Source organism: Micromonospora sp. NBRC 101691 (genome assembly GCF_030269285.1).
Classification (GTDB): Bacteria; Actinomycetota; Actinomycetes; order Mycobacteriales; family Micromonosporaceae; genus Micromonospora; species Micromonospora echinospora.
Genome location: NZ_BSTB01000006.1, coordinates 279,124 through 300,755, shown reverse-complemented (window position 1 = coordinate 300,755; position 21,632 = coordinate 279,124). Strand labels below are relative to the sequence as shown.

Sequence of the window (21,632 nt, the reverse complement as noted above, 5' to 3'; positions counted from 1 at the left end):
CGCGCCTCAGCTGTCCACCTTGTGGGCGCGCAGCGCCGCCCGGAGCCGGTCGACCAGTTCCCCGCACTCGGCGCGGGACAGGGTCAACGGCGGCATCAGCGGCAGGAACCCCGGCGCGTAGCTGGTCAGCAGGCCGTGGTCACGGCAGGTCAGCCGGAACCGGTTCACCTCCCGGACCGACCAGGGCGTGCCGTCGTCGTGGGCCAGTTCCAACCGCAGCATCATCCCCTCGCCCACCACCGGCCCCGCCCCCGGCTCGCCGGCCAGGCCGGTCAGCAGCTCGACCAGGTGCCGGCCGGTCTCCCGGACCCCCGCCAGGAACCCGGGCGCGGTGAGCACGTCCAGCACGGCCAGCCCGGCGGCCATCCCGATCGGGTGCCCGTCGGTGGTGGAGCCGTTCGGGAAGCCCAGCCGCAGCGGCGGGTCGGCGAGCGCGTCGAAGATCGGCGTGCCCACCACGAGCGCGGCCAGCGGGAAGTACCCGGCGCTCAGCCCCTTGCCGAGCACGACCATGTCCGGAGCGACGGCGAGCCGCTCGCTCACCGTCATGGTGCCGGTACGTCCGGCGCCGGTGGTCACCTCGTCCACGATGAGGTGGACGTCCCGGGCCCGGCACTCGGCGACCAGCGACTCCAGGAAGGGCAGCGAGACGGCCCCGATGTCGCTGCCGAGCACCGGCTCCACGACGACCGCGGTGACCCGGTCCACACCGATCTCCTCGACCAGCGCGAGGATCTCCGGCAGGGTCGGCGCGGTGACGTGGCGGACGTACGCGTCCAGCGGGGCGGACCACTCGTGCAGGATCGGCTCGCCGGTCAACGCGGTGGCCAGCGGCCCGGTGCCGTGGTAGCCGTTGTGGACGGCGACGACGTACCGCCGGTCCGGCTGCCCGGTCATCCGGCGGTGGAAGCGGGAGAGCATCGCCGCGGCCTCGGTCATCTGGCTGCCGGTGTTGCCGAACCGGACGTGCCGCAGCGGGGCCGGCATCAGCGCGGCCAGGCGGGCGGCGTACTCGACGGCCACCACGGGCGGCTGTTCGTACCGCATCACGGTGCCGGAGGGGAGCGTGTCCAACTGCCGGCGCATCGCCTCCTTCACCGGCTCGCAGGAGTGTCCCAGGGTCAGGTTCCACATGGACGACCGCGCGTCCAGGTAGCGGCGGCCGGCCGCGTCGGTGACGTGGTGACCGTCCCCCTCCACCAGGAACTGGCCCGGGTCCGCGTCGCGGAAGAAGTCCGTCATCGGCGACAGTCCGTGCCACACCATGTAGTCTGCGGGAAAATCCGACGTCATCCTGTTCCTCCCAGTTGGTGCCGGTCCCGGCGGGCCGCCGCCCGGCCCACGCCGGTCAGTGCGAGCCGGCGGTGGGCGTCCCACCCGTGGCCGCGTACCGCCGTCGGGTGAGGGCGAGGGCCGCGTCGACGACGTCGTCGACCGTGGGCAGCAGGGGCGCCAGCAGCACCGGGCTGGCGGGGGCGGGCACCGCCGCGCCGCACACGACGGCCAGCCGGTCGGGTTCGACCGCGCCCGCCTGGACCAGGTGCAGGCCGAGGTCGCACAGCAGGGAGGAGGCGCGGGGTTCCTCGTCCACCAGCACCACCGGACCCGCCCCGGCCACCAGGCCGGCGGTGCCGTCCCGGTCCAGCGGCGCGGCGGTGCGCAGGTCGACCACCTGACAGCGCACTCCGTGGTCGGCGAGTCGACGGGCGGCGCGCAGGCAGAGCGCGACCGTGTTGCCGATACCGACCAGGGTCAGGTCACGGCCGGCCAGGGCCCGGCCGGCCACCCCGAACGGCAGGGGCGCCGGGGTGGCCTCCGGTTCGGGCAGGTCCGCCCAGTCCGGCGTGTACAGACGCGGCGACTCCAGCACCACGACCGGGTCGGGGTGCCGCAACGCGGTGGCGAGCAGCCCGGCCGCCGAGTTGGGTGAACTCGGGACGGCGACGACCAGGCCGGGGATCTGGCTGAGCATCGAGTGGGCGGTGTGCTCGTGCTGCGCGCCGAGGTGCTCGTCGCCCCGGGTCAGCCCCCGGATAACCAGCGGCACGGAGAACTGCCCGTCGGACATGTACCGCCACTTGGTGGCCTGGTTGACCAGGGGGTCGAAGGCGGTGAAGAGGAAGGCGACGCGGGCGATGCTGACCAGGACGCGCCGCCCGACCAGCGCCATGCCGACGGCCATGCCGACCATCGCGTTCTCGGCGATCGGCAGCCGGACCATCCGGTCGGGACCGAAGAGGTCGATCAGGTCGGGCTGCTGGTAGGTGCAGAACATGTGCAGGTCGGGTTGTTCGGTCAGCGCCGACCGCACGGCCCCGCCGACCGGGTGCCGCCGGGTCACCGGGTCACCGCCACGGGTTCCGTGGTGACGTTCCCGTCCGCCGTCGCCGGATCCGGCGGTGGGGCGGCCAGCGCGGCGGCGAAGACCTCGTCGATCTCGCGGACCGTCTCCGTGTGGAGCCCGGTCCGCCGGTCGTCGGTCAGGTCGGCGCGGGCGGCGGCGATGTCGAGCGGGTCACGCGCCAGCCAGTAGGCGACCTCGTCGGCCGGCCGGTACTCGGCGGGCCGGGCGCCACCGACCTGCGCGTGGTAGTGCCGCAGGTAGGTGCGGGCCACCAGCACCTGGGGACGGCGGTCGCGTCGGCACCGGACCAGCAACGTCCCGGCGGCCCGGTGGACCGCCTCGACGTCGTTGCCGTCGACCTCCAGGTGGTCGATGCCGAGGCCGGCCACCAGTTCCGTCGGGGTCCGGTGCCGGACGAGGTCGCTGCGGGTCTGGTCCTGCCAGCCGTTGTCCTCGCAGACCAGCACGAGGGGAAGGCCGAGGGTGGCCGCGATGGTGAGGGTCTCGAAGCTGACGCCGGTGCCGAGCGCGCCGTCACCGCAGAAGACCACGGTGGCCCGACCGGCGGCGGTGGTCTTCTCCGCCATCGCCACCCCGGCGGCGATGGAGAGCTGGCTGCCCACGATCGAGCTGGCGCCGAGGAAGTGGCGGGACCGGTCGGCCAGGTGCATCGAGCCGCCCTTGCCCCCGCAGAGGCCGCCCGAACGCCCGAGGATCTCCCGGACGATCCCGTCCAGCGGGAGGCCGGCGGCCACCGCGTGCCCGTGGCAGCGGTAGAAGCTCACCACCCACTCGTCCGGACGGCGGGCCGCGAGCACCCCGGCCGCGACCGCCTCCTGTCCGGTGTACGGGTGCACGAAGCCCACGATCTCGCCCCGGTTGGCGGACTCGATGATCCTCTCCTCGAGGACCCGGATCCGCAGCATCGTCCGGTACGCCGCTGTCACCTGCACAACCGTTCCCGCCTTCGCCGGACCGTCGGGTTCCCCCGGATGGTGGAGCCTGTTCGGCGTGGATGATCTGCAATCCTGCCACGACAGTTACGCATGTCAATAGATGTGTTCCGCTCGGCCGGTCGACGGCGAGGGCGGATCGTCACGGAACTGTCATGGATCCGCGCGGAGGTCGCCAATCCCCGGCGGCAGGGTGGAGTGCAGTCGGTGCCCGCACCCCGACCCGGAGGAGAGAACAGCAGGATGACCGTAGTGTCCGAAGACCGGCTGATGACTCTGATCTGCGACACCTGTGGTGACTCCACCACCGGGCTCGCCTGCGTGCTGCCCGACGCCGAGGTCGTCTGGACGCTGGTCACCGACCTCGGCTGGACGGGTTCGCCGTTCGCCTCCGGGCCGCACCGCTGCCCGCACTGCAGCCTGCTGCCCGGAGCCGACGAGCGAACGGCCTGCGACGCCCACGGCCCCGGTGGCGTCCTGGGCATCGACCACGTCGAGGACGTCACGGTCGTCACCTCCACCGGCGACGTCGACCTGGACACCGGCGACACCCTCCGCGCCGCCCTGCGTCATGCCGCCGACATGGGCGGCGACGTGGTGGTGGACCTGAGCCGGGTGCACCTCATCGACTCCACCGGCCTGGGCCTGCTGGTCCGGGCCCAACGGGAGGCCCGCGAGCGGGGCGCCACGCTCTGCCTCGCCGCCCCGTCGGCGTTCGTCCGCGCCGTCCTGCGCACCATGCGGCTGGACACCGTCGTCCCGACCTTCGCCAGCCGGGACGAGGCGGTGGCCCACCTGGCCGGCCTGCGGTCCGCCTCTTCCGCGGGGCGGGCAGCGGTGCCGTGCGGGCACCCCTGACCCCGCCCCGACGGCCACCACCCCCGCCCATCCGTACCCGTCCACAAGGAGCAGTCCCGTGGTCCTGCCCTGGCCGTTCCCCGACGACGACGCCCGTCCCGCCGAGCCGTCCCCGCCGGCAGAGAGCGACGACAGGCGCATCGCCGCCGAGGTGACGCAACGGCTCAACGGCAACCGCCTCACCCGTCGCCAGCGGATCGTCGTCGAGGTGCAGAACCGGGTGGTCATCCTCGGCGGCACCGTGGAGAGCCCGGACGTCCGGCTCACCGCCGGGGAACTGGCCTGGGGCGTCCGCGACGTGGCCGACGTCTGCAACACCCTCCGGCTCACCAACCGGCAGCGACCACGACGCTGACCACGCCGTGGTCACCCGTCGGCGGACGTCCGGCCACCCCGGCGACGGCGCAGCAGCACGACGGTCAGGACCGCCCCGAGCAGCGCCAGGCCGCCACCCGCCACACCCGGCCACCGCCACCCGCTCGACGCGCCTGCGGCGGGAGCGACGACGGGCGGGGCGGTGGCCGGGACACCGGCCGGCGTGGCGCCGGGCACCGGCTCACCCGGGTCGACCAGACGGCCGACCGTGGCGTCCCGGGGCAGCGAGAACCCCCAGTCGAGCAGCGCGGCTCCCTGCTGCCAGCCGCGCAGCGGCCGGGGCTCGGCCCCGAGCAACGTCACGACGAGCCGGCGACCGTCGCGCTCGGCCGCGCCCACGTAGGTGTGCCGGGCCAGGTCGGTGAAGCCGGTCTTGCCACCGAGCGCCCCCGGATAGCGGTCCACGAGCGGGTTCTCGTTCTGGATCTGGAAGCCCCGCGCCAGCCGTCCCTGGGCCGGGACCTGGGCCTGCCGGGTGAGCGCGTACCGCCGGAACGTCGGGTCGGCGAAGCAGACCCGGGCGATCAGCGCCAGGTCGTACGCGCTGGTGAACTGCCCGGGGCCGTCCAGGCCGGACGGCGTCACCGCGTGGGTCTGGTACGCGCCGAGCCGGTGGGCCCGCTCGTTCATCGCGCGGACCCCGCCGGCCGCGCCCTGCGCGCCGCCGCCCAACCGGGCGAGCACGTTGGCGGTGTCGTTGCCGGACTGGAGCAGCAGCCCGAGCCAGAGCAGCTCCACCGGATAACGGCCACCCTCGACCAGCCCGACCGCCGAACTTCCCGGCTCGATGTCGAGGTCGGCGCGGGTCACCGTGACCACCCGCTGCGGGTCCAGGGTGGGCAGTAGCGTCGCCGCGAGCAGCAGCTTCTGCACGCTCGCCGGGGTGCCCGGCTCGTGCGGGCCGCACCCGCCCAGCACCGCCCCGGTGTCCAGGTCCGCCACCAGCCAGGAGGTGGCGGTCACGCTCGGCGGCGACGACCCGGCCGGCACGACCAGCCCGGAGGTGGCGAGCGCCGCCCCGCCCACGGCCCGCTCGGCCGGCGCGACCGGCGGCGGCACCGGTCGGGGCGGACGGGAGACCGCCGGGGCGGGCTGCCTCGGACACGGCACCGCTGGCGGCGGGGCGCCGGCCCCGACGGGCCGTCCGGTGACGCCCGGCAGGGCGGCGGTCGGTGTGGCGGCCGCCCCGGCGGCGGGCACCGGGACCGCCGTGGCGACGCCGAGGACGAGGGTCCCGACGACGGCTGCCGCGCCCCGCGTCGCCGATCCGGTCATGGACCAGCACGTTACCGGGACCCCGGTGCCCGGGAACGGGTACCCGCCGGGCGACCGCGCGCCGGTCACCGGGCGGATGGCCTCGACGGACGTCGCCGGTCGATCGGTTATGGTGGCCCGGCTCGTGGCGTGGACGAGGGGAGCGGACGATGCGTGGGGACCTGTCCCGTCGGGCGGCCGAGGAACGGGACGCGGCCGACGCCCTCGCCGGGTTGCGCGACCGCTTCGTGATCGCCGACCCGGAGCTGGTCTACCTCGACGGCAACTCCCTGGGACGGCTCCCGGCGGCGACACCGGACGCCCTGGCCCGACTCGCCCGGCAGGACTGGGGCACGGAACTGGTCCGCTCCTGGTCGACCTGGATCGACTGGGGTCGCCGGCTCGGCGACCGGCTCGCCGCGCACGTGCTCGGCGCGCGCCCCGGCGAGGTGGTCGTCTCCGACTCGACGTCGGTGAACCTCTACAAGCTCGCCGCCGCCGCGCTGGACGCCAACCCCGGCCGGCACACCATCCTGGTCGACGCCGAGGAGTTCCCCACCGACCGGTACCTCCTCCAGGGGCTCGCCGGGCAGCGGGGCCTCACGGTGCGGACCATAGCCTCGCACCTGGACGAGGGGCTCGACCCGGACGACGTCCGCCGGGCCCTGGACGACCAGGTGGCGCTGGTCGTGCTCTCGGCGGTCTCCTACCGCTCCGGCACCCTGCTCGACCTGGCCGCAGTGAACGCGGCGGCCCGCGAGGTCGGGGCGTACGTCCTGTGGGACCTGTCGCACGCGGCCGGGTCGGTGCCGGTCGAACTGACCGCCTCCGGCGCGGACCTCGCCGTCGGCTGCACCTACAAGTACCTCAACGGCGGCCCGGGCGCGCCGGCCTTCCTCTACGTCCGCGAGGAGTTGCAGGCCCGGCTGCGCCAGCCGATCTGGGGCTGGTTCGGCCAACGCGACCAGTTCCGGATGGGCGCGGAGTACGACCCCGCCCCGGGCATCGACCGGTTCCTGGTCGGCACCCCGCCGATCCTGTCGCTGGCCGCCCTCGACCCGGCGTTGGACGTGTTCGCCGAGGCGGGCATCGACCAGGTACGCGCCAAGGGCGTCGGCCTCGGCGAGTTGATGGTGGAGCTCGCCGACGCCTGGCTCACTCCGCTCGGTTTCACGCTGGCCTCGCCGCGCGACCCGCAGCGCCGGGGCAGCCACATCTGCCTGGCCCACCCGGACGCGCTGCGGATCTCCCAGGCGCTGATCAGCGAAGCGAAGGTGGTGGGTGACTTCCGGGTGCCCGACCGTCTGCGGCTCGGCCCCGCCCCTCTCTACACCCGCTACGTCGACGTCTGGGACGGCATGGAGCGGCTGCGCGACCTGGTGGCGCGCGGCGGGCACGAACACCTCCCGGTGGAGCCGCCACGGGTCACCTGACCTGCGACGACACCCCGACCGTCCGAGCCGCCCGGCGTCCGCGCCGGGCGGCTTCTGCGTGTCGCACGGGTGTGGTCTGACTTTTGTCATGAGTACCCGTGCGCTGCGCACCCGGCGTCGTGACTAAGCGCACTGGAGCCAACACTGTCCCGTCCACGAGACTCATTGCATCGCCGGAAACGAGGACCGGCCCGGGACACGGAAGGAGGTCAGACGGTGGACGAGCGCTACGACAGCTTCTGTGTCGCGGACCGGTTGTTCTACGACTCCCTCGGCAACGCCACCGACGGACGCACCTTCGTGACCGGGCGTCCCGCCCCGGCCGGCTGGACGTCCGACGCCACCAGTGACTGGATGAACTACGCCCCGGAGGGCGGCTCGCTGCCCCCGCAGGGCTGGAAGATCCACGTCTCGGCCGGCGTCGACAACGCCGAGCGGGTGCTCGACGCGGTCTGGTCGTACTGCGTGCCGCGTGGCCTGGCGTTCAAGTTCCTCCGCAGCCCGCGCATCGTGCTGCTGCGCAACTCGAAGTACGCCCCCCGCGCCGCCAGCGGCAAGTTCGTCACCATCTACCCGCGTGACGAGGCGGAACTGGAACTGGCCTGCAAGGAACTCGACGAGCTGCTCGTCGGCGAGACCGGCCCCTACATCCTCAGCGACCTGCGCTACGGCACCGGCCCGGTGTACGTCCGCTACGGCGGCTTCACCGCCCGCTACTGCCTCACCCCGGACGGGCAGACCGTCCCGGCGATCGCCGACGACACCGGCACCCTGGTGCCGGACCGGCGCGACCCGGTCTTCCACGTGCCGTCCTGGGTGACCCTGCCCGACTTCCTCGCCCCCCACCTGGCCGCCCGGAGCGCGACCAGCACCAACGAGGTGCCCTACCGGATCGAGAAGGTCATCCACTTCTCCAACGGTGGCGGCCTCTACGTGGGGCGGGACACCCGCGACGACGCGCAGGTGGTGCTCAAGGAGGCCCGCCCCCTGGCCGGCCTGGACTCCGACGGGACCGACGCGGTCGCCCGGCTGGAGCGGGAGGCGGCGATGCTGCGCCGGCTCGCCGACCTGCCGCAGCTGCCCCGGCTGCACGACGAGTTCACCCTCGGCGAGCACCGGTTCCTCGCGCTGGAGTTCGTCGAGGGACGCCCGCTGAACAAGGTGCTCGCCAACCGGCACCCGCTGGTCGTCGCCGACGCCACCGAGGATGCTCTGGCGGCGTACACCCGGTGGGCGCGGGACGTCTACACCCAGGTCGAGACCGCCGTGCAGGCGATCCACGACCGGGGCGTGGTCTACGGCGACCTGCACATGTCCAACATCATGGTGCGGCCGGACGACCGGATCGTGCTCATCGACTTCGAGGTCGCCGCCGCCGAGGACGACAGCCACCGACCGGGACTGCGCAACCAGGGTTTCGCCGCGCCCCGCCACGTCCGGGGCAGGGCCGCCGACCGGTACGCCCTGGCCTGCCTCCGCCTGGCGCTCTTCCTCCCACTGACCCAGCTGGTCCGGCTCTCCCCGGCGAAGGCCGCGCACCTGGCCGACGTCATCACGGAGAACTTCCCGGTCCCCCGGTCCTTCCTCGACCCGGCGGTCGACGAGATCACCGCCGCGTTCCGCGCGGAGACCGGCGGCTCCGACACGACGGGCGATTCCGGTGCGGGCTCCGTACCGACCGGGAAGCCCCTGCCGGACCTGGCGGACGGCGACTGGCCGACCGTCCGGGACCGACTCGCCCGGGCGATCCTCGCCAGCGCCACCCCGGACCGTGACGACCGGCTCTTCCCCGGTGACATCGAGCAGTTCCGCAGCGGCGGGCTCAACCTCGCGTACGGCGCGGCCGGGGTGCTGCACACCCTGGCGCAGACCGGGGCGGGCCGCCGGCCGGAACACGAGGAGTGGCTGGTCCGGCGGGCGAAGAACCCGGTCTCCGGCACCCGGCTCGGCTTCTACGACGGGCTGCACGGGGTCGCGTACGCGCTGGAGCGGCTGGACCGCCGGCAGGACGCCCTGGACGTGATCGAGATCTGCCTCCGGGAGCCCTGGGACCGGCTGGACCACAGCCTGCTCAGCGGCCTGTCGGGAGTGGCGCTCAACCTGGCCGACCTGGCCGGACGCACCGGGGAGTCCGGGCTGCGTGACGCCGCGTGGCAGGCCACCGAACGGGTGGTCGACCGGCTCGCCGACGACCCCGGGCCGGACATCAGCGGTGGTGTGCACCCGTACGCCGGGCTGCTGCGCGGCCGGAGCGGGCCGGCGCTGATGCTGGTGCGCCTGTACGAGCTGACCGGGGACGCGACGCTGCTGGAGCACGCCGCCACGGCGCTGCGCCAGGACCTGCGTCGGTGTGTGGTACGCCCGAACGGCGCGCTGGAGGTCAACGAGGGCTGGCGGACCATGCCCTACCTCGGACAGGGCGGCGTCGGTGTGGGGCTGGCCCTCGACCAGTACCTGACCCACCGCGACGACGACGGGTTCGCCCGGGCGAGCGCCGCGGCGTACCAGGCGGCCCGGTCCCCGATGTACGCGCAGAGCGGCCTCTTCGCGGGCCGGGCGGGAATCGTCGCCTACCTCGCGGCGACCGCCCGCACGCCCGAGCAGCGACCGGAACTGGACGCGCAGCTGCGGCGGCTGGCCTGGCACGCCATGCCGTACGCCGACGGGGTGGCCTTCCCCGGCGAGAAGCTGCTGCGGCTCTCGATGGACCTCGGCACCGGCACCGCCGGTGTGCTGTTCGCCCTGGGCACGGCGCGACACGACGAACCGCTGACGCTGCCCTTCCTCGCGCCGCTGGCCGGCGCACCCGAACTCCCCTCACCAACGGGGGCGAGCCTGACGACCAAGACCCCGGGGGGAGGTGAATTGACATGACTCTTCTGGACCTTCAGGGCCTGGAGACCCACGGTGGTGGCCACGGCGACACCAGTGGGCTGAGCCTGCTCCTCTGCGAGGGCAGCTCGCTGTCGGTCACGTCCTGCGACTGATCGAATCACCAAGCGAGCCCCGGGCGGGTAGACGTACCCGCCCGGGGCACACGCGTGTCGGGAGGACGAATGGGGACGCGGTCGCCCGGGGACCGGCTGGTACGCCGGTCGGTGCGGCACGGCGGTGGATGGACGGTCGCCCTGGCCGGGGTCGCGCTGCTCGGAGCCGCCGCCCAACTGTTCCTGCCCACCGCTCTCGGTCACGCCGTCGACGCCGCGCTCGGCGACGGCTCCCGCTGGTGGCCGCTGGTCGCCGGCGTCCTGGTGGCGGTCCTGATCGCCACCGACACACTCAGCGACCTGGCCACCGGCTACGGTGCGGCCCGGGCCACCGCCCGGCTCCGCGACCAGCTGACCCGCCACCTGTTCCGCCTGGACGTCCGGCAGGCGCGCCGGCACCCGGTGGGTGACCTGACCGCCCGACTGGTCGCCGGGGCCGCCGACGCCGGGCAGGCCGGCAACGCGGTGGTCCTCGGCGCGGTCGCGGTGATCCCCCCACTGGGCAGCGTCGTCGCGCTCACCCTGTTGGCGCCGGCGCTCGGCCTGACCCTGCTCGCCGGGTTGGTCCTGCTGACCGTGCTGCTGCGCACCTTCGTCACCGACTCCTCCACGGTCGTCACCGCCTACCAGCGGGTCCTCGGCACGATCGCCGGGCGGCTGCTGGAGTCGACGGGTGGGGCGCGCACCGTCGCCGCCGCCGGCACCGTCGACCAGGAGCGGGAACGGATCCTCGAACCCCTGCCCGAGCTGGCCGAACACGGCCGACGCAGCTGGGAGCTGCTGGCCCGCGCGGGTGCCCGGACCGCCGCCGTGGCGCCGCTGCTCACCCTGGCCGTGATCGCCGTCGGCGGGTACGGGCTGACCGCCGGCTGGCTCACTCCCGGCGAACTGGTGGCCGCCGTCCGGTACGCCACCCTCGGCGCGGGACTCGGCGCGGCGGTGGCCGCCCTCAACCGCCTGGTCCGGGTCCGCGCCGGCGCGCACCGTCTCGCCGAACCACTGGCCCTTCCGGTGGCCCCGGTCGGCGACCGGCCCCTGCCACGGGGGTGGGGTGAGTTGACGTTGCGCGGGGTCACCGTCCACACCGACGACGGCCGTCCGATCCTCTCCGGGGTCGACCTGACCGTGCCCGCCGGTGGCACGGTCGCCGTGGTCGGCGTCTCCGGGTCGGGCAAGTCCACCCTCGCCGCGGTGGCGGGTCGGCTGCACGACCCGGACGCCGGTGAGGTGCTGCTCGACGGGGTGCCGCTGCACCGACTCGACCCGGCGACGCTGCGCCGCGCGGTCGGGTACGCCTTCGAGCGGCCGGTCCTGGTCGGCGCGACCGTGCACGAGGCGGTCGGGCTGGCGTTGCCCGCCGACGCGGCGGTCCCGCCACCGGACGCCCCGGCCACTCCCCCGGTGCTCGCGGCGACCCGCGCGGCGGCGGTGGACGACTGCGTGGGCCGCCTGCCGGAGGGCTTCCGCACTCCGCTGCACCGGGCGCCGCTCTCCGGTGGCGAGGCGCAGCGGCTGGGGCTGGCCCGCGCGCTGGCCGCCGAACGGCTGCTCGTCCTCGACGACGCGACGTCCAGCCTGGACACCGCCACCGAGCACCGGGTCTCCCGGGCGATCGCCGGGCGGGCCGGTGAGCGTACCCGTCTGGTGGTCACGCACCGGACGGCGACTGCGGCGGCGGCCGACCTGGTGGCCTGGCTCGACCGCGGACGGCTGCGGGCCCTCGCCCCGCACCGTCTCCTCTGGTCGGACCCGGCCTACCGGGCGGTCTTCCAGGCCGGGGAGGGCACGCCGTGACCCGCCTTCCGGCCCGGGACGACGCCCGGCCGACGGCAGGTTACCGACCGCCGCCCGCCGGGGTGCTCCGGGAGACCGGCCGGGCGCTGCGGGCCCGGCGACGGGAACTCGGCCGGCTCGCCGGCTGGTCGGCCGCCGAGTCGGTGCCGGCGCTGCTCTCCGGTCTCCTGGTCGCCCGGGCGGTGGACCAGGGTTTCCTGGCCGGGCGGTTCGGCACCGGCCTGGTGTGGCTCGGCGTGCTGGCGTTGGCGATGCTGGTCGGCGCGGCGGCCACCGGCGGGGTGTACCGGGCGTTGGGGGCGGTGGTCGAGCCGTTCCGCGACGAACTGGCCGACCGGGTCGTGCGGAGCGCGCTGCGCGCGGCGACCACCGGCGGCACCGGGTCGGAGAGCGCGGCGGTGGCCCGGTTGACCCAGCAGGTCGAAGTGGTCCGGGACGCCTTCGGCGGGTTGCTGATGGTGGTGCGTGGTTTCCTCTTCGCCGCCGTCTCGGCGCTGATCGGCCTGGTCGCGTTGGCCCCGCTGGTCGCCGCCCTGGTCGCCGTGCCGCTGCTGGCCGGGCTGGTGGTGTTCGTCGCCGGCCTGCCGGCGATGGTCGCCCACCAACGCCGCTACGTGCGGGCCGGCGAGGCGCTCGGCGAGGCGGCGGCGACCGCGCTGGCCGGACACCGCGACGTTCTCGCCTGCGGCGCGCAGGACCGGGTGGTCGCCGGGGTCGCGGCGCGGATCACGACACTGGCCGACGCCGAGCGGACGGTCGCCCGGATGACCGCGCTGCGCAGCCTCAGCCTCGGCCTGGGCGGGTGGGCTCCGTTGGCGGTGTTGATACTCGCCGCGTCGTGGCTGGTGAGCCGGGGGGTGACCGCCGGGGCGGTGCTCGGCGCTCTGGTCTACGTCTCGACGGGGCTGCAACCGGCCCTGCGGGCCCTGGTGCAGGGGGTGGGCGGGGGCGGCCTGCGGTACGTGGTGGCCCTGGAGCGGATCCTGCACACCAGCCCGCCCGGTCCCGCCGGATCCGTTCCCGTGCAGCACGGCGACCCGACGCGGAACGGGGTGTCCACCGTCGGACCCGGCTCGGCGGGCGGGCGTCGACGGGCGGGGCCGGACGACGTCCCGGGCCTGCCCGGGCCGGACGGCACTCCCGCGTTGCACGTCCACCGGCTGACCTTCCGGTACGGCCCGCGTGCCCGGCCCGTGCTCGCGGACTTCTCGCTCACCCTCGCCCCCGGCGAGCACCTCGCGGTGGTCGGACCGAGCGGCGCGGGCAAGTCCACCCTGGCGGCCCTGGCCTCCGGTCTGGTGCGCCCCGGGGCCGGCTCGGTGTCGATCGCCGGCACGCCGGTCGACTCCGTCGACGCCGACCGGCTCGCCCGGTTGCGGGTGCTGGTGCCCCAGGAGGCGTACGTCTTCAGCGGCTCGCTCGCGGCGAACCTGCGCTACCTGCGTCCGGACGCGGACGACGCGCTCCTCGCGACGGCGCTGGACGCACTGGGCGCCCGGCCCCTGGCCGACCGGCTCGGCGGGCTGGACGCGCCGGTGGCGCCGACCGCGCTCTCCGCCGGGGAGCGGCAGGTGATCGCGGCGGTGCGGGCCTGGCTGGCCCCCGCCCCACTGGCCATCCTGGACGAGGCGACCTGCCACCTGGATCCGGCCGCCGAGACGCTGGTCGAGGAGGCCTTCGCCCGCCGGCCCGGCACCCTGGTCGTGGTCGCCCACCGGATCACGTCCGCGCTCCGGGCGGACCGGGTGCTGGTCCTGGACGGGGAACGTCCGGTGCTCGGTGACCACCGGGAACTGCTCGCCCGGTCCGCCACCTACCGGGAACTGGTCGGGTACTGGGACGACCGGCCGGCGTCGTCACCGCCGGCCGGCGCACCCGCGCGGACCGGTCCGGCCTGACGGCACGCGGTCCGGGGACGTCGGTGTCGTGCGTCCCGACCGGGTCCCGGACATCCCCGGTCGGGACCGGGCACCGGCCGGATCGGGCCGGCGCCGTCCCGTCAGATCCAGCCCGCGTCCTGGGCGACGCGGACCGCCTCCACCCGGGTACGCGCGCCCGCCTTCCGGGCGATCCGGCCGAGATGGTTGCGTACCGTCCCCGGTGAGAGGCCCAGTGACCCGGCCACCTCCGCGACCGTCGCCCCCGCCGCGGTCAACTCCAGGATCTCGGTCTCCCGCCCGGTGAGCGGGCTGGTCGCGGTGAGCGCGGCGAGCACCAGTTCCGCGTCGACCACCGTCTCTCCGCGGGCGAGCCGGCGCACACCGTCGACCACCCGGCGGGGTGAGACGTCGTTGGCGAGGACGCCGACCGTCCGCCCGCCGGCGAGCACGTGGTGCAGTCCCCGGACCCGACGCCGGTCGGCCAGCACCAGCATCGGGCACGGTCCGACGGTGCCGGCCCCGCCGTCGTCGATCAGGTCGAGGTCGACGACCGCCACGTCGGGCAGCTTCGTCCAGAGCATGGGCTGGATCTCGTCGCCCCGATCCACCTCGGCCACCACGCTGATGTCCTGTTCGGCGGCGAGCACCAGGGCCAACGCACCGCGAATCAGCGTGCCGTCGAGGGCAAGCATGGTACGGATCACGAATTTCCTCCCGAATTGGACACCAACCGGAAAGCATGGGAAGTTAACGTCACATCACGCCGATGTAACGTCCGATCGGCATGACGAACCCGTGGCGAAAAATGAGATTTTGACGGATTCCCCCGCACGGTCCCCCGTCCCTCCCGAATGGACAATACCGAATCAGACGTTCGGCCGGTACCGCCGTCCAGTCGGATGAGTTCCACGATGACCGATGAGGCCGGAAAGTCCTTTACACGGGACTGCACGACATGGACATGCCACGTCGCCGCCGTCCGGGTCCACCCCGCACGGCGGCGGGTGCACCGGGATCACGCGAGGGGATCCCGGTGGTGGGGCCGGTCGACCGGCCCCACCACCGGCCCGGCTAGAGCCAGCCCTCGCGCTGGGCGCGGCGGATCGCCTCCATCCGGTTACGGGATCCGGTCTTGCGCAGGATCGCCGACAGATGGTTCCGCACGGTCCCGTGCGCCAGAAAGAGCCGGCGGGCGATCTCCTTCAGCGGCAGTCCCTCGGCAGCCGCGCGCAACACGTCCAGTTCCCGGGGGGTGAACGGACTCTTCGGTGGGCTCAACACCGCCACCGCCGCCGTCGGGTCGATGACCCGCTCCCCGGCGGCGAGCGACCGGATCATCCGAACCAACTCCTCCAACGGCCCGTCCTTGCCGATGAACCCCCGTGCCCCGGCGGACACCGCCGCCTCCAGCACGGCCGGACTCCACCGGTAGCTCATCGCCAGGATCGCCGCCTTGGGCGCCTGGCCGGCGATCTCCTCGATCGTCCGGACCAGGTTGGGCGACTCGGGCGACTCCGGCAGCAGATCGAGCACGACGACGTCCGGCGTGGTACGCCGCACCACGGCGGGCACCTCGCCGACGTCCGCGACCGCCGCCACCACCTCCATGTCCTCCTCATGGGACAGCACGGCACAGAGCGCACCGCGCAACAGCCCCATCTCCTCCACCACGACAACGCGGATCACCACGTACTCTCCGTTCTCGGGTACGCGTCGCGACGGCCACCCGACCGTCTCCCAGGACAGGGAGGGCGGGGCCGGTACGCACGCGGAAAAGGGGTACGACCCTGGGGCTCCGCCGCTGTCGAGAGCGGACGGATGGAGCCCACGCGACCCGTCGTCGACCGGACGGCTCCGGGAGCCGGGACGGACGACGGGAGGGCGTACTCAGCCGGGGCGGGCGGTCACCGTGGGAGAGCGGCCCCGGGCGGGCGCCGGCGGCACCGCCACGAGGGCGTCCCGGACGGAGCGGTCCGGGTGCGACGTCTCCGGTGGCAGGGCCGCGCCGGAGCGGGGGCCGCTGTCACCGCTGACCCGGTCGTCGCCGGGCGCGACCGGCGCGTCGGACGAGTCTCCGGACGCCGAGCCGGATTCCAGGGTCGGCGCGGCCGGCACCGCCCGGTGGCCGAACCCGGGAACGGGCCCCCGCACGGGACTCCAGGACTCTCCGCTCCGGGCCGGACCCGACGGGGACCAGCCTCCATTGTGGACCCAGGGGGGCTGGGCGAGCGGGCCCGTGACCGGCGGACCTTCCGTCGGACTGTCGGGTACGGGCACGTCGGGGGCCGGCGTCGGCACCGGCGCGGCCGGCGGCGCCGATCCCGGTGGGAGCGCCGGGTCGCCGCCACCACCGGGCAGGTCGAGGATCGGAGCGAGCACCCCACCGAGGACGCCGCCGAGCAGGTCGAGGATCGGCCGCAGCGCACCGTCCAGCACCCCGACCAGCCGGGGCGGCAGCGGGATCCGACCGGGAGGCGACGTGGGTTCCGGCGCGGGAACGGTGGGCCCGTCCACCGGACCGGCGGGTCCGCTGTCGGGCACCGGTCGGGGTGGCACGACGGGAGCCGGGGGCCGGGGCCGGGTGGTCACGGGTGTGGGCGCGGCTCCGTCCGGGATGGCCGGCGGGGCGGAAACCGGGGGCCGTACCGGTCCGTCGACCGGCGCGACCGGCGGGTCTGGCGGCGGCGCGGCGCGCGGCGGCAGGATCCGGGAGACGATCCGGGGCAGGACAGGCTCCGGTCGGGGCCGCGTTCCGGCCTCGCGGTCCGGTCGGCGGGCCAGCGGCGTCTCCCCCGTTGTCGGGGCCGGTCGGACCGGGGCCACGGCGAGCCGCCTCCGGTCGTCGACCGCGGGCCGTCCCGCCCGCAGGCGAATCCCGGTCGGCGAGGCGGCGGGCTCACGCGACGGTACGACGGAAGACTCGCGCCCGAGCTGCCGCACGTGCGTCACCACGTCGGCGGGACGCCCGGTCCCCGCGCCAGCGTCGCCGGTTTCCGCGCGAGCCGGGGCAGCGGAAAGCGCCACGGCGAGCAGGGCCGCGCCGACCCCGGTCACGACGAGGACAGCCGCGCGGGCGAGGCGGATCCACCCCGCCGAACCGGACGGGGCGTGACGCCCCTGGTTCGGGGCCGAGGGGGAGGTGATCGCGGCACGGCGCAACGGGGGACGACCCTTCCGGCGGGAACGTCCGCACATCGTAGCCTCGTGTTCGGACGATCGCACTCAGCGACGTCGTAGGTGACGGAAAACCGACCGCCGCCTCCCCTGGGGCATCAGATACGGGTAATGGGCCCAGCGCGTGGACCCGTCACCGCGCGGACGTCCCGAGCCGGAACGTCCGCGCGGTCGCTCAGTCGGCGGGGGTGATCCGCACGGCGGCTTCGAGGGCCGTCGCGATGCCGGCCTCCGTCGTCGCCTTGTCGACGCCGAGGCCGGTGAGCACCCCGTCGCCGTCCTCCTGTTCGAGGAGGGCGAGCAGGATGTGCTCGGTGCCGATGTAGTTGTGCCCGAGCCGCAGCGCCTCCCGGAAGGTCAGCTCCAGCGCCTTCTTGCCCTCGGCGTTGTACGGGATCAGGTCCGGCACGTTCGGCACCGCCGCCGGCAGCACGGCGGCCACCGCCTCGCGGACCGCCTCCAGGGTGACCCCCTGCGCGGTGATCACCCTGGCCGCCACCGCCTCCGGCTCGGCGAGCAGACCGAGGACCAGGTGCTCCGGGCCGATCTGCGGGCTGCCGGCGGCACGAGCCTCGTTGTGCGAAGCCGCCACCACGTTGCGGGCCCGGGGGGTGAACCGGTTGAAGCCCTCGCTCGGGTCCATCGGGGCCTCGCCCCCCTTCGGGACGAAGCGCTTCTGGGCGGCCTGCTTGCTGACGCCCATGCTCCGGCCGATCTCGGTCCAGGAGGCGCCCGACCGGCGGGCCTGGTCGACGAAGTGGCCGATCAGGTGGTCGGCGACCTCGCCCAGGTGGTCGGCGGCCACCACCGCGCTGGAGAGCTGGTCGAGGGTGTCGGGATGCACGCGCTTGATCGCCTCGATCAGGTCGTCGAGGCGTACCTGGTTGCTCATCTGGACGGGATTCGTCATACGTCAACCATAGGTTGACGCTCCAGCGAAGTCAACCTGCGGTTGACGGACCCTGGGCGTCAGGTGTCCGCCGTCGGATAGGCGCTGATCGCGGCCGGTTCGACGGCGACCCAGACCCGCGCGCCGGCGGTGAGGCGCAACCGGGCGACGGCGGACGGGGGCACGTCGGCAGCCACCGGGAGCGGACCGGCCAGGCGTACCCGGAGGTTGTCTCCGTGCCGCTCGACGTCGGCGACGGTGGCCGCCCAGGTGTTGCCCCGGCCCTCCTCCGGCGGACGGGGATGGAGCACGACCGCCGACGGCGGGAAGGCGACGAAGGCGTCCCCGTCGCCCCGGTCGGCGGTGGTCAGCGTCAGTCCCTCGCGCAGCCGGACCCGGTCACCGGCGGCGTGCCCGCGATGCAGGTTGAGCCCCACCAGCCGGGCCACGTAGTCGGTGCGGGGACGGGCGGTGACGGTGGCCGCGTCACCCTCCTGCACCACGACCCCCGCCTCGACGACGACCAGCCGGTCGGCGAGCACCAGGGCGTCCAGCGGATCGTGGGTGACCAGCAGGGCCGCCCCCGGGTGCGCGGCCAGGTGCCGCTGGAGTTCGGTCCGGGTGTCCAGCCGGGTCCGGGCGTCGAGGGCGGCGAGCGGCTCGTCCAGCAGCAGCAGCGCCGGCCGGACCGCCAGCGCCCGGGCCAGCGCGACCCGCTGCGCCTGCCCCCCGGAGAGCTCCCGGGGCCGGCGGGCGGCATGTCCGGCCAGGCCGACCCGGTCGAGCCACTGCCGGGCCATGGCGCGGGCCGCCCGCCGGTCGAGCCCCTGCCGACGGGGCCCGAACGCCACGTTCTCCTCCGCGCTGAGATGCGGAAAGAGCAGGTAGTCCTGGAAGACCACGCCGACCCGGCGGCGCTCCGGCGGCGTCCACGACCCCTCGGCGGGACGGTCGAGGTCCCGGCCGTCGAGGGTGACATGCCCGGCGGTCAGCGGTCGCAGCCCGGCGAGAGCCCGCAGGGCGGTGGTCTTGCCGGCCCCGTTCGGGCCCAGCAGGGCGACCACCTCGCCGGAAGCGACCCGCAACCGCACGTCGAGACGGAATCCACCCCGGTCGACGACGAGGTGGGCGTCGAGGCCGCCGGTCACCGGACCGCCCACCGGTCGCGCAACGCGGCGAGGATGGTGACCGAGACGACCAACAGCACCAGACTCAGCACGATCGCGGCCTCCAGATCGGTCTCCAGCGCCAGGTAGACCGCCAACGGCATGGTCTGCGTGGTGCCCGGGAAGTTGCCGGCGAAGGTGATCGTCGCGCCGAACTCGCCGAGCGCACGGGCCCAGCAGAGCACCGCCCCGGCGGTCACCCCGGGCGCCACCAGCGGCAGGGTGACCCGGGTGAAGGTGCTCCAGCGACCGGCGCCCAGGGTCGCCGCGGCCTCCTCGAAGCGGCGGTCCGCGCCGCGCAGGGCCCCCTCCACCGCGACGACCAGGAAGGGCATCGCCACGAACGCCTCGGCGAGCACCACCCCGGCGGTGGTGAACGGCAGCGTGACGCCGAACGTCTCGTCGAGCCAGCCGCCGAGCAGGCCCCGCCGGCCGAAGACCAGCAGCAGCGCCACGCCGCCCACCACCGGAGGCAGCACCATCGGCACGGTGACCAGGGCGCGGACCACCCGCCGGCCGGGAAACTCGACCCGCGCCAGCAGCCAGGCCAACGGCACGCCGAGCAGCAGGCAGAGCAGCGTGGCCAGGGTCGCCGAAACCAGCGAGAGCCGCAGGGCGGTGAGCACCCCGGGCTCGGTCAGCCGGCCCGGCAGGTCCGTCCAGGGCGCCCGGACCAGCAGTCCGACCAGCGGCAGCACCAGGAGGAGCAGGCCGAGGGCGGCCGGTACGAGCAGCCCGACCGGCACCTGCCACCGCGCGGGCCGAGGGGCACGGAACCGCATCGCCGCTACGGGGCCTGCAGGCCGGCGGCGGTGAGTGCCGCCCGGCCCCGCGCGGACCGTACGTGGTCGACGAAGGCGCGCGCCCCGGAGCGGTTCGGGGCGTCGGCGAGCACGACGATCGGATAGTCGTTGACCGCGCGGGCCGACTCGGGGAACTCGACGCCCCGCACGTCGTCCGTGCTCCGGACGTCGCTGCGGTAGACCAGGGCGGCGTCCACCTCACCGAGGACGACCTTCGACAGCGCGCCCCGCACGTCCTGTTCAAGGGTGACCGGGGTGAGCGCGACCCCGGCGGCGTCGAGCGCGGTGCGCGCCGCCGCACCGCAGGGCACCTGCTCGGCGCAGAGGGCGACCTTCGTCCCGGGTCTCGTCAGGTCGGCCAGCCCGGCGACCCCGGCCGGGTTGCCCTTCGGCACCGCGATGACCAACTGGTTGCGGGCGAAGACGACCGGCGCGCCGTCGCCGTGGCCCGCATCGGTGACGGTCCGCATCGGGGCGGGCGCCGCCGAGGCGAACACGTCAGCCGGAGCCCCCTGGTTGATCTGGGTGGCCAGGGCGGAGCTGCCGGCGAAGGTCAGGCGCACCCGGGCGCCCGGCCGGTCGGCCTCGAAGTCCCGGGCGATCGTGGTGAACGCGTCGGTCAGGGACGCCGCCGCGAAGACGGTGACGGTCTCCCCGGGCGCGTCGACGGGGTTCCCGCCGCCGCACCCGGCCAACACGGCCGACGCGACCACGCCGGCCAGGATGCCGCGGACCCTCACGATCCCGTCCTCCCCCGCGCCACCGACGGGCGCTCCACCACCACCGTGGTCGACTTGATCACCGCGACCGCCACCGCGCCGACCCGCAGGTCCAACTCGTCGACGGCCTCCCGACTCATCAGCGACACGATCCGGAACGGGCCGGCCTGGATGTCGACCTGCGCCATCACCGCGTCCTTCGTGACGGCGGTGACGATGCCCCGCAGCCGGTTGCGCGCCGAGGAGAACTCCGACCGGTCGTCGGGCTCGGCGGCCTGGGCCCGGACGAACCCGGCCAGCTCCACCCCGTCGATCACCCGGTGCCCGTGCGTGTCCCGCCCGGCCGGCAAGCGTCCCCCGTCGACCCAGCGGCGAACGGTGTCGGCGCTCACGCCGAGCAGCTCGGCGGCCTCCCCGATCCGGTAGCTCGTCACCCGCACACCCTAGCGCCCGCATCTGCCAGCTCGAACGCCCGTCCCGCCTCGCGCAAGGAAGCACATGACCCGCATACACCTTGCAGATGCGAGACGCACGCGGTGCGCGCCGGTGACAACCGGGTGGTGGCACCGGGTGGCGACTGGGTGGTAGCAGGGGCCCCCTGTTACCGCTTTCTGCCGAGCAGGGGACCCCTGCAACCACAGCGGAGAGCCGGCACCGGCCGCGCCGCCGGCACAATTCCACCCGCCGTACGGGTGTGGATCACTACCATGCGGACATGTGCCGGTACGCCGAAACCCCCTACAAGGTCCACTACGTGTGCGTGTCCTGCCGCCGTAGTCACAAGTACGCGTGGGACGGCGCGGAACACCGGTGCACGTCGTGTCGCCGGCCGATGGTCTTCGCCGGGCACGACTTCGCAGCCCCCCGTCGACGGAACGACTCCGGGTGGGCTGCGGTAGCGGCGGTTCTCGGGGCGGGGTTGCGCTACGAGGGCTTCGAGACCTGCGGGTGCGGGCGGGAACCGAAGTTCCGGCCACGGACACGCGCCCAGGTCCGACAGCGG

At 74.7% G+C, this 21,632-nt stretch carries 19 protein-coding genes; 7 read left to right on the top strand and 12 right to left on the bottom strand.

What is annotated here, in order from left to right:
* Positions 1-6 precede the first annotated feature (6 nt).
* The 3 genes from QSK20_RS13165 to QSK20_RS13155 all read right to left on the bottom strand — a co-directional run bounded on the left by QSK20_RS13165 (position 7) and on the right by QSK20_RS13155 (position 3,291).
* Positions 7-1,242: an aminotransferase class III-fold pyridoxal phosphate-dependent enzyme gene (locus QSK20_RS13165; protein WP_285788896.1), complete on the bottom strand. Its 1,236-nt coding sequence runs from the start codon at positions 1,240-1,242 to the stop codon at positions 7-9.
* Between the two features lie 106 nt (positions 1,243-1,348).
* Complete coding sequence (locus QSK20_RS13160; protein WP_285788895.1) at positions 1,349-2,341, bottom strand: alpha-ketoacid dehydrogenase subunit beta; 993 nt, start codon at positions 2,339-2,341, stop codon at positions 1,349-1,351.
* Complete coding sequence (locus QSK20_RS13155; protein ID WP_285788894.1) at positions 2,338-3,291, bottom strand: thiamine pyrophosphate-dependent dehydrogenase E1 component subunit alpha; 954 nt, start codon at positions 3,289-3,291, stop codon at positions 2,338-2,340. Before QSK20_RS13155 ends, QSK20_RS13160 begins: the two co-directional genes overlap by 4 nt.
* Before the next feature lie 249 nt (positions 3,292-3,540).
* On the opposite strand from QSK20_RS13155, the gene QSK20_RS13150 reads away from it, so the two are divergent.
* Positions 3,541-4,155, top strand: a complete 615-nt coding sequence (locus tag QSK20_RS13150; protein WP_285788893.1) for an STAS domain-containing protein — start codon at positions 3,541-3,543, stop codon at positions 4,153-4,155.
* 58 nt (positions 4,156-4,213) lie between these two features.
* Positions 4,214-4,510 (top strand): BON domain-containing protein, encoded by a 297-nt coding sequence (locus QSK20_RS13145; protein ID WP_285788892.1) that lies wholly within the window; start codon positions 4,214-4,216, stop codon positions 4,508-4,510.
* Between the two features lie 11 nt (positions 4,511-4,521).
* Here the strand turns inward: QSK20_RS13145 and QSK20_RS13140 are convergent, their stop codons facing one another.
* Positions 4,522-5,805, bottom strand: a complete 1,284-nt coding sequence (locus QSK20_RS13140) for a D-alanyl-D-alanine carboxypeptidase family protein (RefSeq protein ID WP_285788891.1) — start codon at positions 5,803-5,805, stop codon at positions 4,522-4,524.
* A 149-nt stretch (positions 5,806-5,954) separates the two neighbouring features.
* Between QSK20_RS13140 and kynU the strand changes: the two genes are divergently transcribed.
* The 5 genes from kynU to QSK20_RS13115 all read left to right on the top strand — a co-directional run bounded on the left by kynU (position 5,955) and on the right by QSK20_RS13115 (position 13,896).
* Positions 5,955-7,217 (top strand): kynureninase, encoded by a 1,263-nt coding sequence (gene kynU, locus QSK20_RS13135; protein ID WP_285788890.1) that lies wholly within the window; start codon positions 5,955-5,957, stop codon positions 7,215-7,217.
* Between the two features lie 216 nt (positions 7,218-7,433).
* A complete protein-coding gene (gene lanKC / locus QSK20_RS13130) occupies positions 7,434-10,091 on the top strand; it encodes a class III lanthionine synthetase LanKC (protein WP_285788889.1) in 2,658 nt (885 codons plus the stop codon).
* On the top strand, positions 10,088-10,204 hold the full coding sequence (locus tag QSK20_RS13125; RefSeq protein ID WP_285788888.1) for a SapB/AmfS family lanthipeptide: 117 nt from the start codon (positions 10,088-10,090) through the stop codon (positions 10,202-10,204). Before lanKC ends, QSK20_RS13125 begins: the two co-directional genes overlap by 4 nt.
* 69 nt (positions 10,205-10,273) lie before the next feature.
* Entirely contained in the window at positions 10,274-11,998 is a 1,725-nt protein-coding gene (locus QSK20_RS13120; protein ID WP_285788887.1) for an ABC transporter ATP-binding protein, read from the top strand.
* The gene (locus QSK20_RS13115) at positions 11,995-13,896 is read left to right on the top strand and encodes an ATP-binding cassette domain-containing protein (protein WP_285788886.1); all 1,902 of its coding nucleotides are present in this window, start codon (positions 11,995-11,997) and stop codon (positions 13,894-13,896) included. The genes QSK20_RS13120 and QSK20_RS13115 overlap by 4 nt, the downstream gene beginning before the upstream one ends.
* A 101-nt stretch (positions 13,897-13,997) precedes the next feature.
* On the opposite strand, the gene QSK20_RS13110 is transcribed toward QSK20_RS13115, so the two are convergent.
* From QSK20_RS13110 to QSK20_RS13075, 8 genes are all read right to left on the bottom strand, one after another.
* Positions 13,998-14,582 carry a response regulator transcription factor gene (locus tag QSK20_RS13110; protein ID WP_285788885.1) on the bottom strand — a complete coding sequence of 195 codons (585 nt, stop codon included), beginning with the start codon at positions 14,580-14,582 and terminating at the stop codon, positions 13,998-14,000.
* 367 nt (positions 14,583-14,949) lie between these two features.
* Positions 14,950-15,567, bottom strand: a complete 618-nt coding sequence (locus tag QSK20_RS13105) for a response regulator transcription factor (RefSeq protein ID WP_285788884.1) — start codon at positions 15,565-15,567, stop codon at positions 14,950-14,952.
* A 198-nt stretch (positions 15,568-15,765) separates the two neighbouring features.
* Positions 15,766-16,467: a hypothetical protein gene (locus QSK20_RS13100; RefSeq protein ID WP_285788883.1), complete on the bottom strand. Its 702-nt coding sequence runs from the start codon at positions 16,465-16,467 to the stop codon at positions 15,766-15,768.
* A gap of 760 nt (positions 16,468-17,227) precedes the next feature.
* Positions 17,228-17,962 carry a Clp protease N-terminal domain-containing protein gene (locus QSK20_RS13095; protein ID WP_285788882.1) on the bottom strand — a complete coding sequence of 245 codons (735 nt, stop codon included), beginning with the start codon at positions 17,960-17,962 and terminating at the stop codon, positions 17,228-17,230.
* Positions 17,963-18,021: 59 nt separating this feature from the next.
* Entirely contained in the window at positions 18,022-19,089 is a 1,068-nt protein-coding gene (locus QSK20_RS13090) for an ABC transporter ATP-binding protein (RefSeq protein WP_285788881.1), read from the bottom strand.
* Positions 19,086-19,889: an ABC transporter permease gene (locus QSK20_RS13085; protein WP_285788880.1), complete on the bottom strand. Its 804-nt coding sequence runs from the start codon at positions 19,887-19,889 to the stop codon at positions 19,086-19,088. Before QSK20_RS13085 ends, QSK20_RS13090 begins: the two co-directional genes overlap by 4 nt.
* A 5-nt stretch (positions 19,890-19,894) precedes the next feature.
* Entirely contained in the window at positions 19,895-20,650 is a 756-nt protein-coding gene (modA, locus tag QSK20_RS13080) for a molybdate ABC transporter substrate-binding protein (RefSeq protein ID WP_285788879.1), read from the bottom strand.
* Positions 20,647-21,063: a TOBE domain-containing protein gene (locus QSK20_RS13075; protein WP_285788878.1), complete on the bottom strand. Its 417-nt coding sequence runs from the start codon at positions 21,061-21,063 to the stop codon at positions 20,647-20,649. Before QSK20_RS13075 ends, modA begins: the two co-directional genes overlap by 4 nt.
* Between the last annotated feature and the right edge of the window lie 569 nt (positions 21,064-21,632).

Excerpts from the sequence above, each read along its gene's own strand:
- QSK20_RS13125 (WP_285788888.1), top strand. The coding sequence starts at position 10,088 with ATGACTCTTCTGGACCTTCAGGGCCTGGAGACCCACGGTGGTGGCCAC.
- QSK20_RS13085 (WP_285788880.1), bottom strand. The coding sequence starts at position 19,889 with ATGCGGTTCCGTGCCCCTCGGCCCGCGCGGTGGCAGGTGCCGGTCGGG.
- QSK20_RS13120 (WP_285788887.1), top strand. The coding sequence starts at position 10,274 with ATGGGGACGCGGTCGCCCGGGGACCGGCTGGTACGCCGGTCGGTGCGG.
- QSK20_RS13140 (WP_285788891.1), bottom strand. The coding sequence starts at position 5,805 with ATGACCGGATCGGCGACGCGGGGCGCGGCAGCCGTCGTCGGGACCCTC.
- QSK20_RS13095 (WP_285788882.1), bottom strand. The coding sequence starts at position 17,962 with ATGACGAATCCCGTCCAGATGAGCAACCAGGTACGCCTCGACGACCTG.
- QSK20_RS13150 (WP_285788893.1), top strand. The coding sequence starts at position 3,541 with ATGACCGTAGTGTCCGAAGACCGGCTGATGACTCTGATCTGCGACACC.
- QSK20_RS13165 (WP_285788896.1), bottom strand. The coding sequence starts at position 1,242 with ATGACGGACTTCTTCCGCGACGCGGACCCGGGCCAGTTCCTGGTGGAG.
- kynU (WP_285788890.1), top strand. The coding sequence starts at position 5,955 with ATGCGTGGGGACCTGTCCCGTCGGGCGGCCGAGGAACGGGACGCGGCC.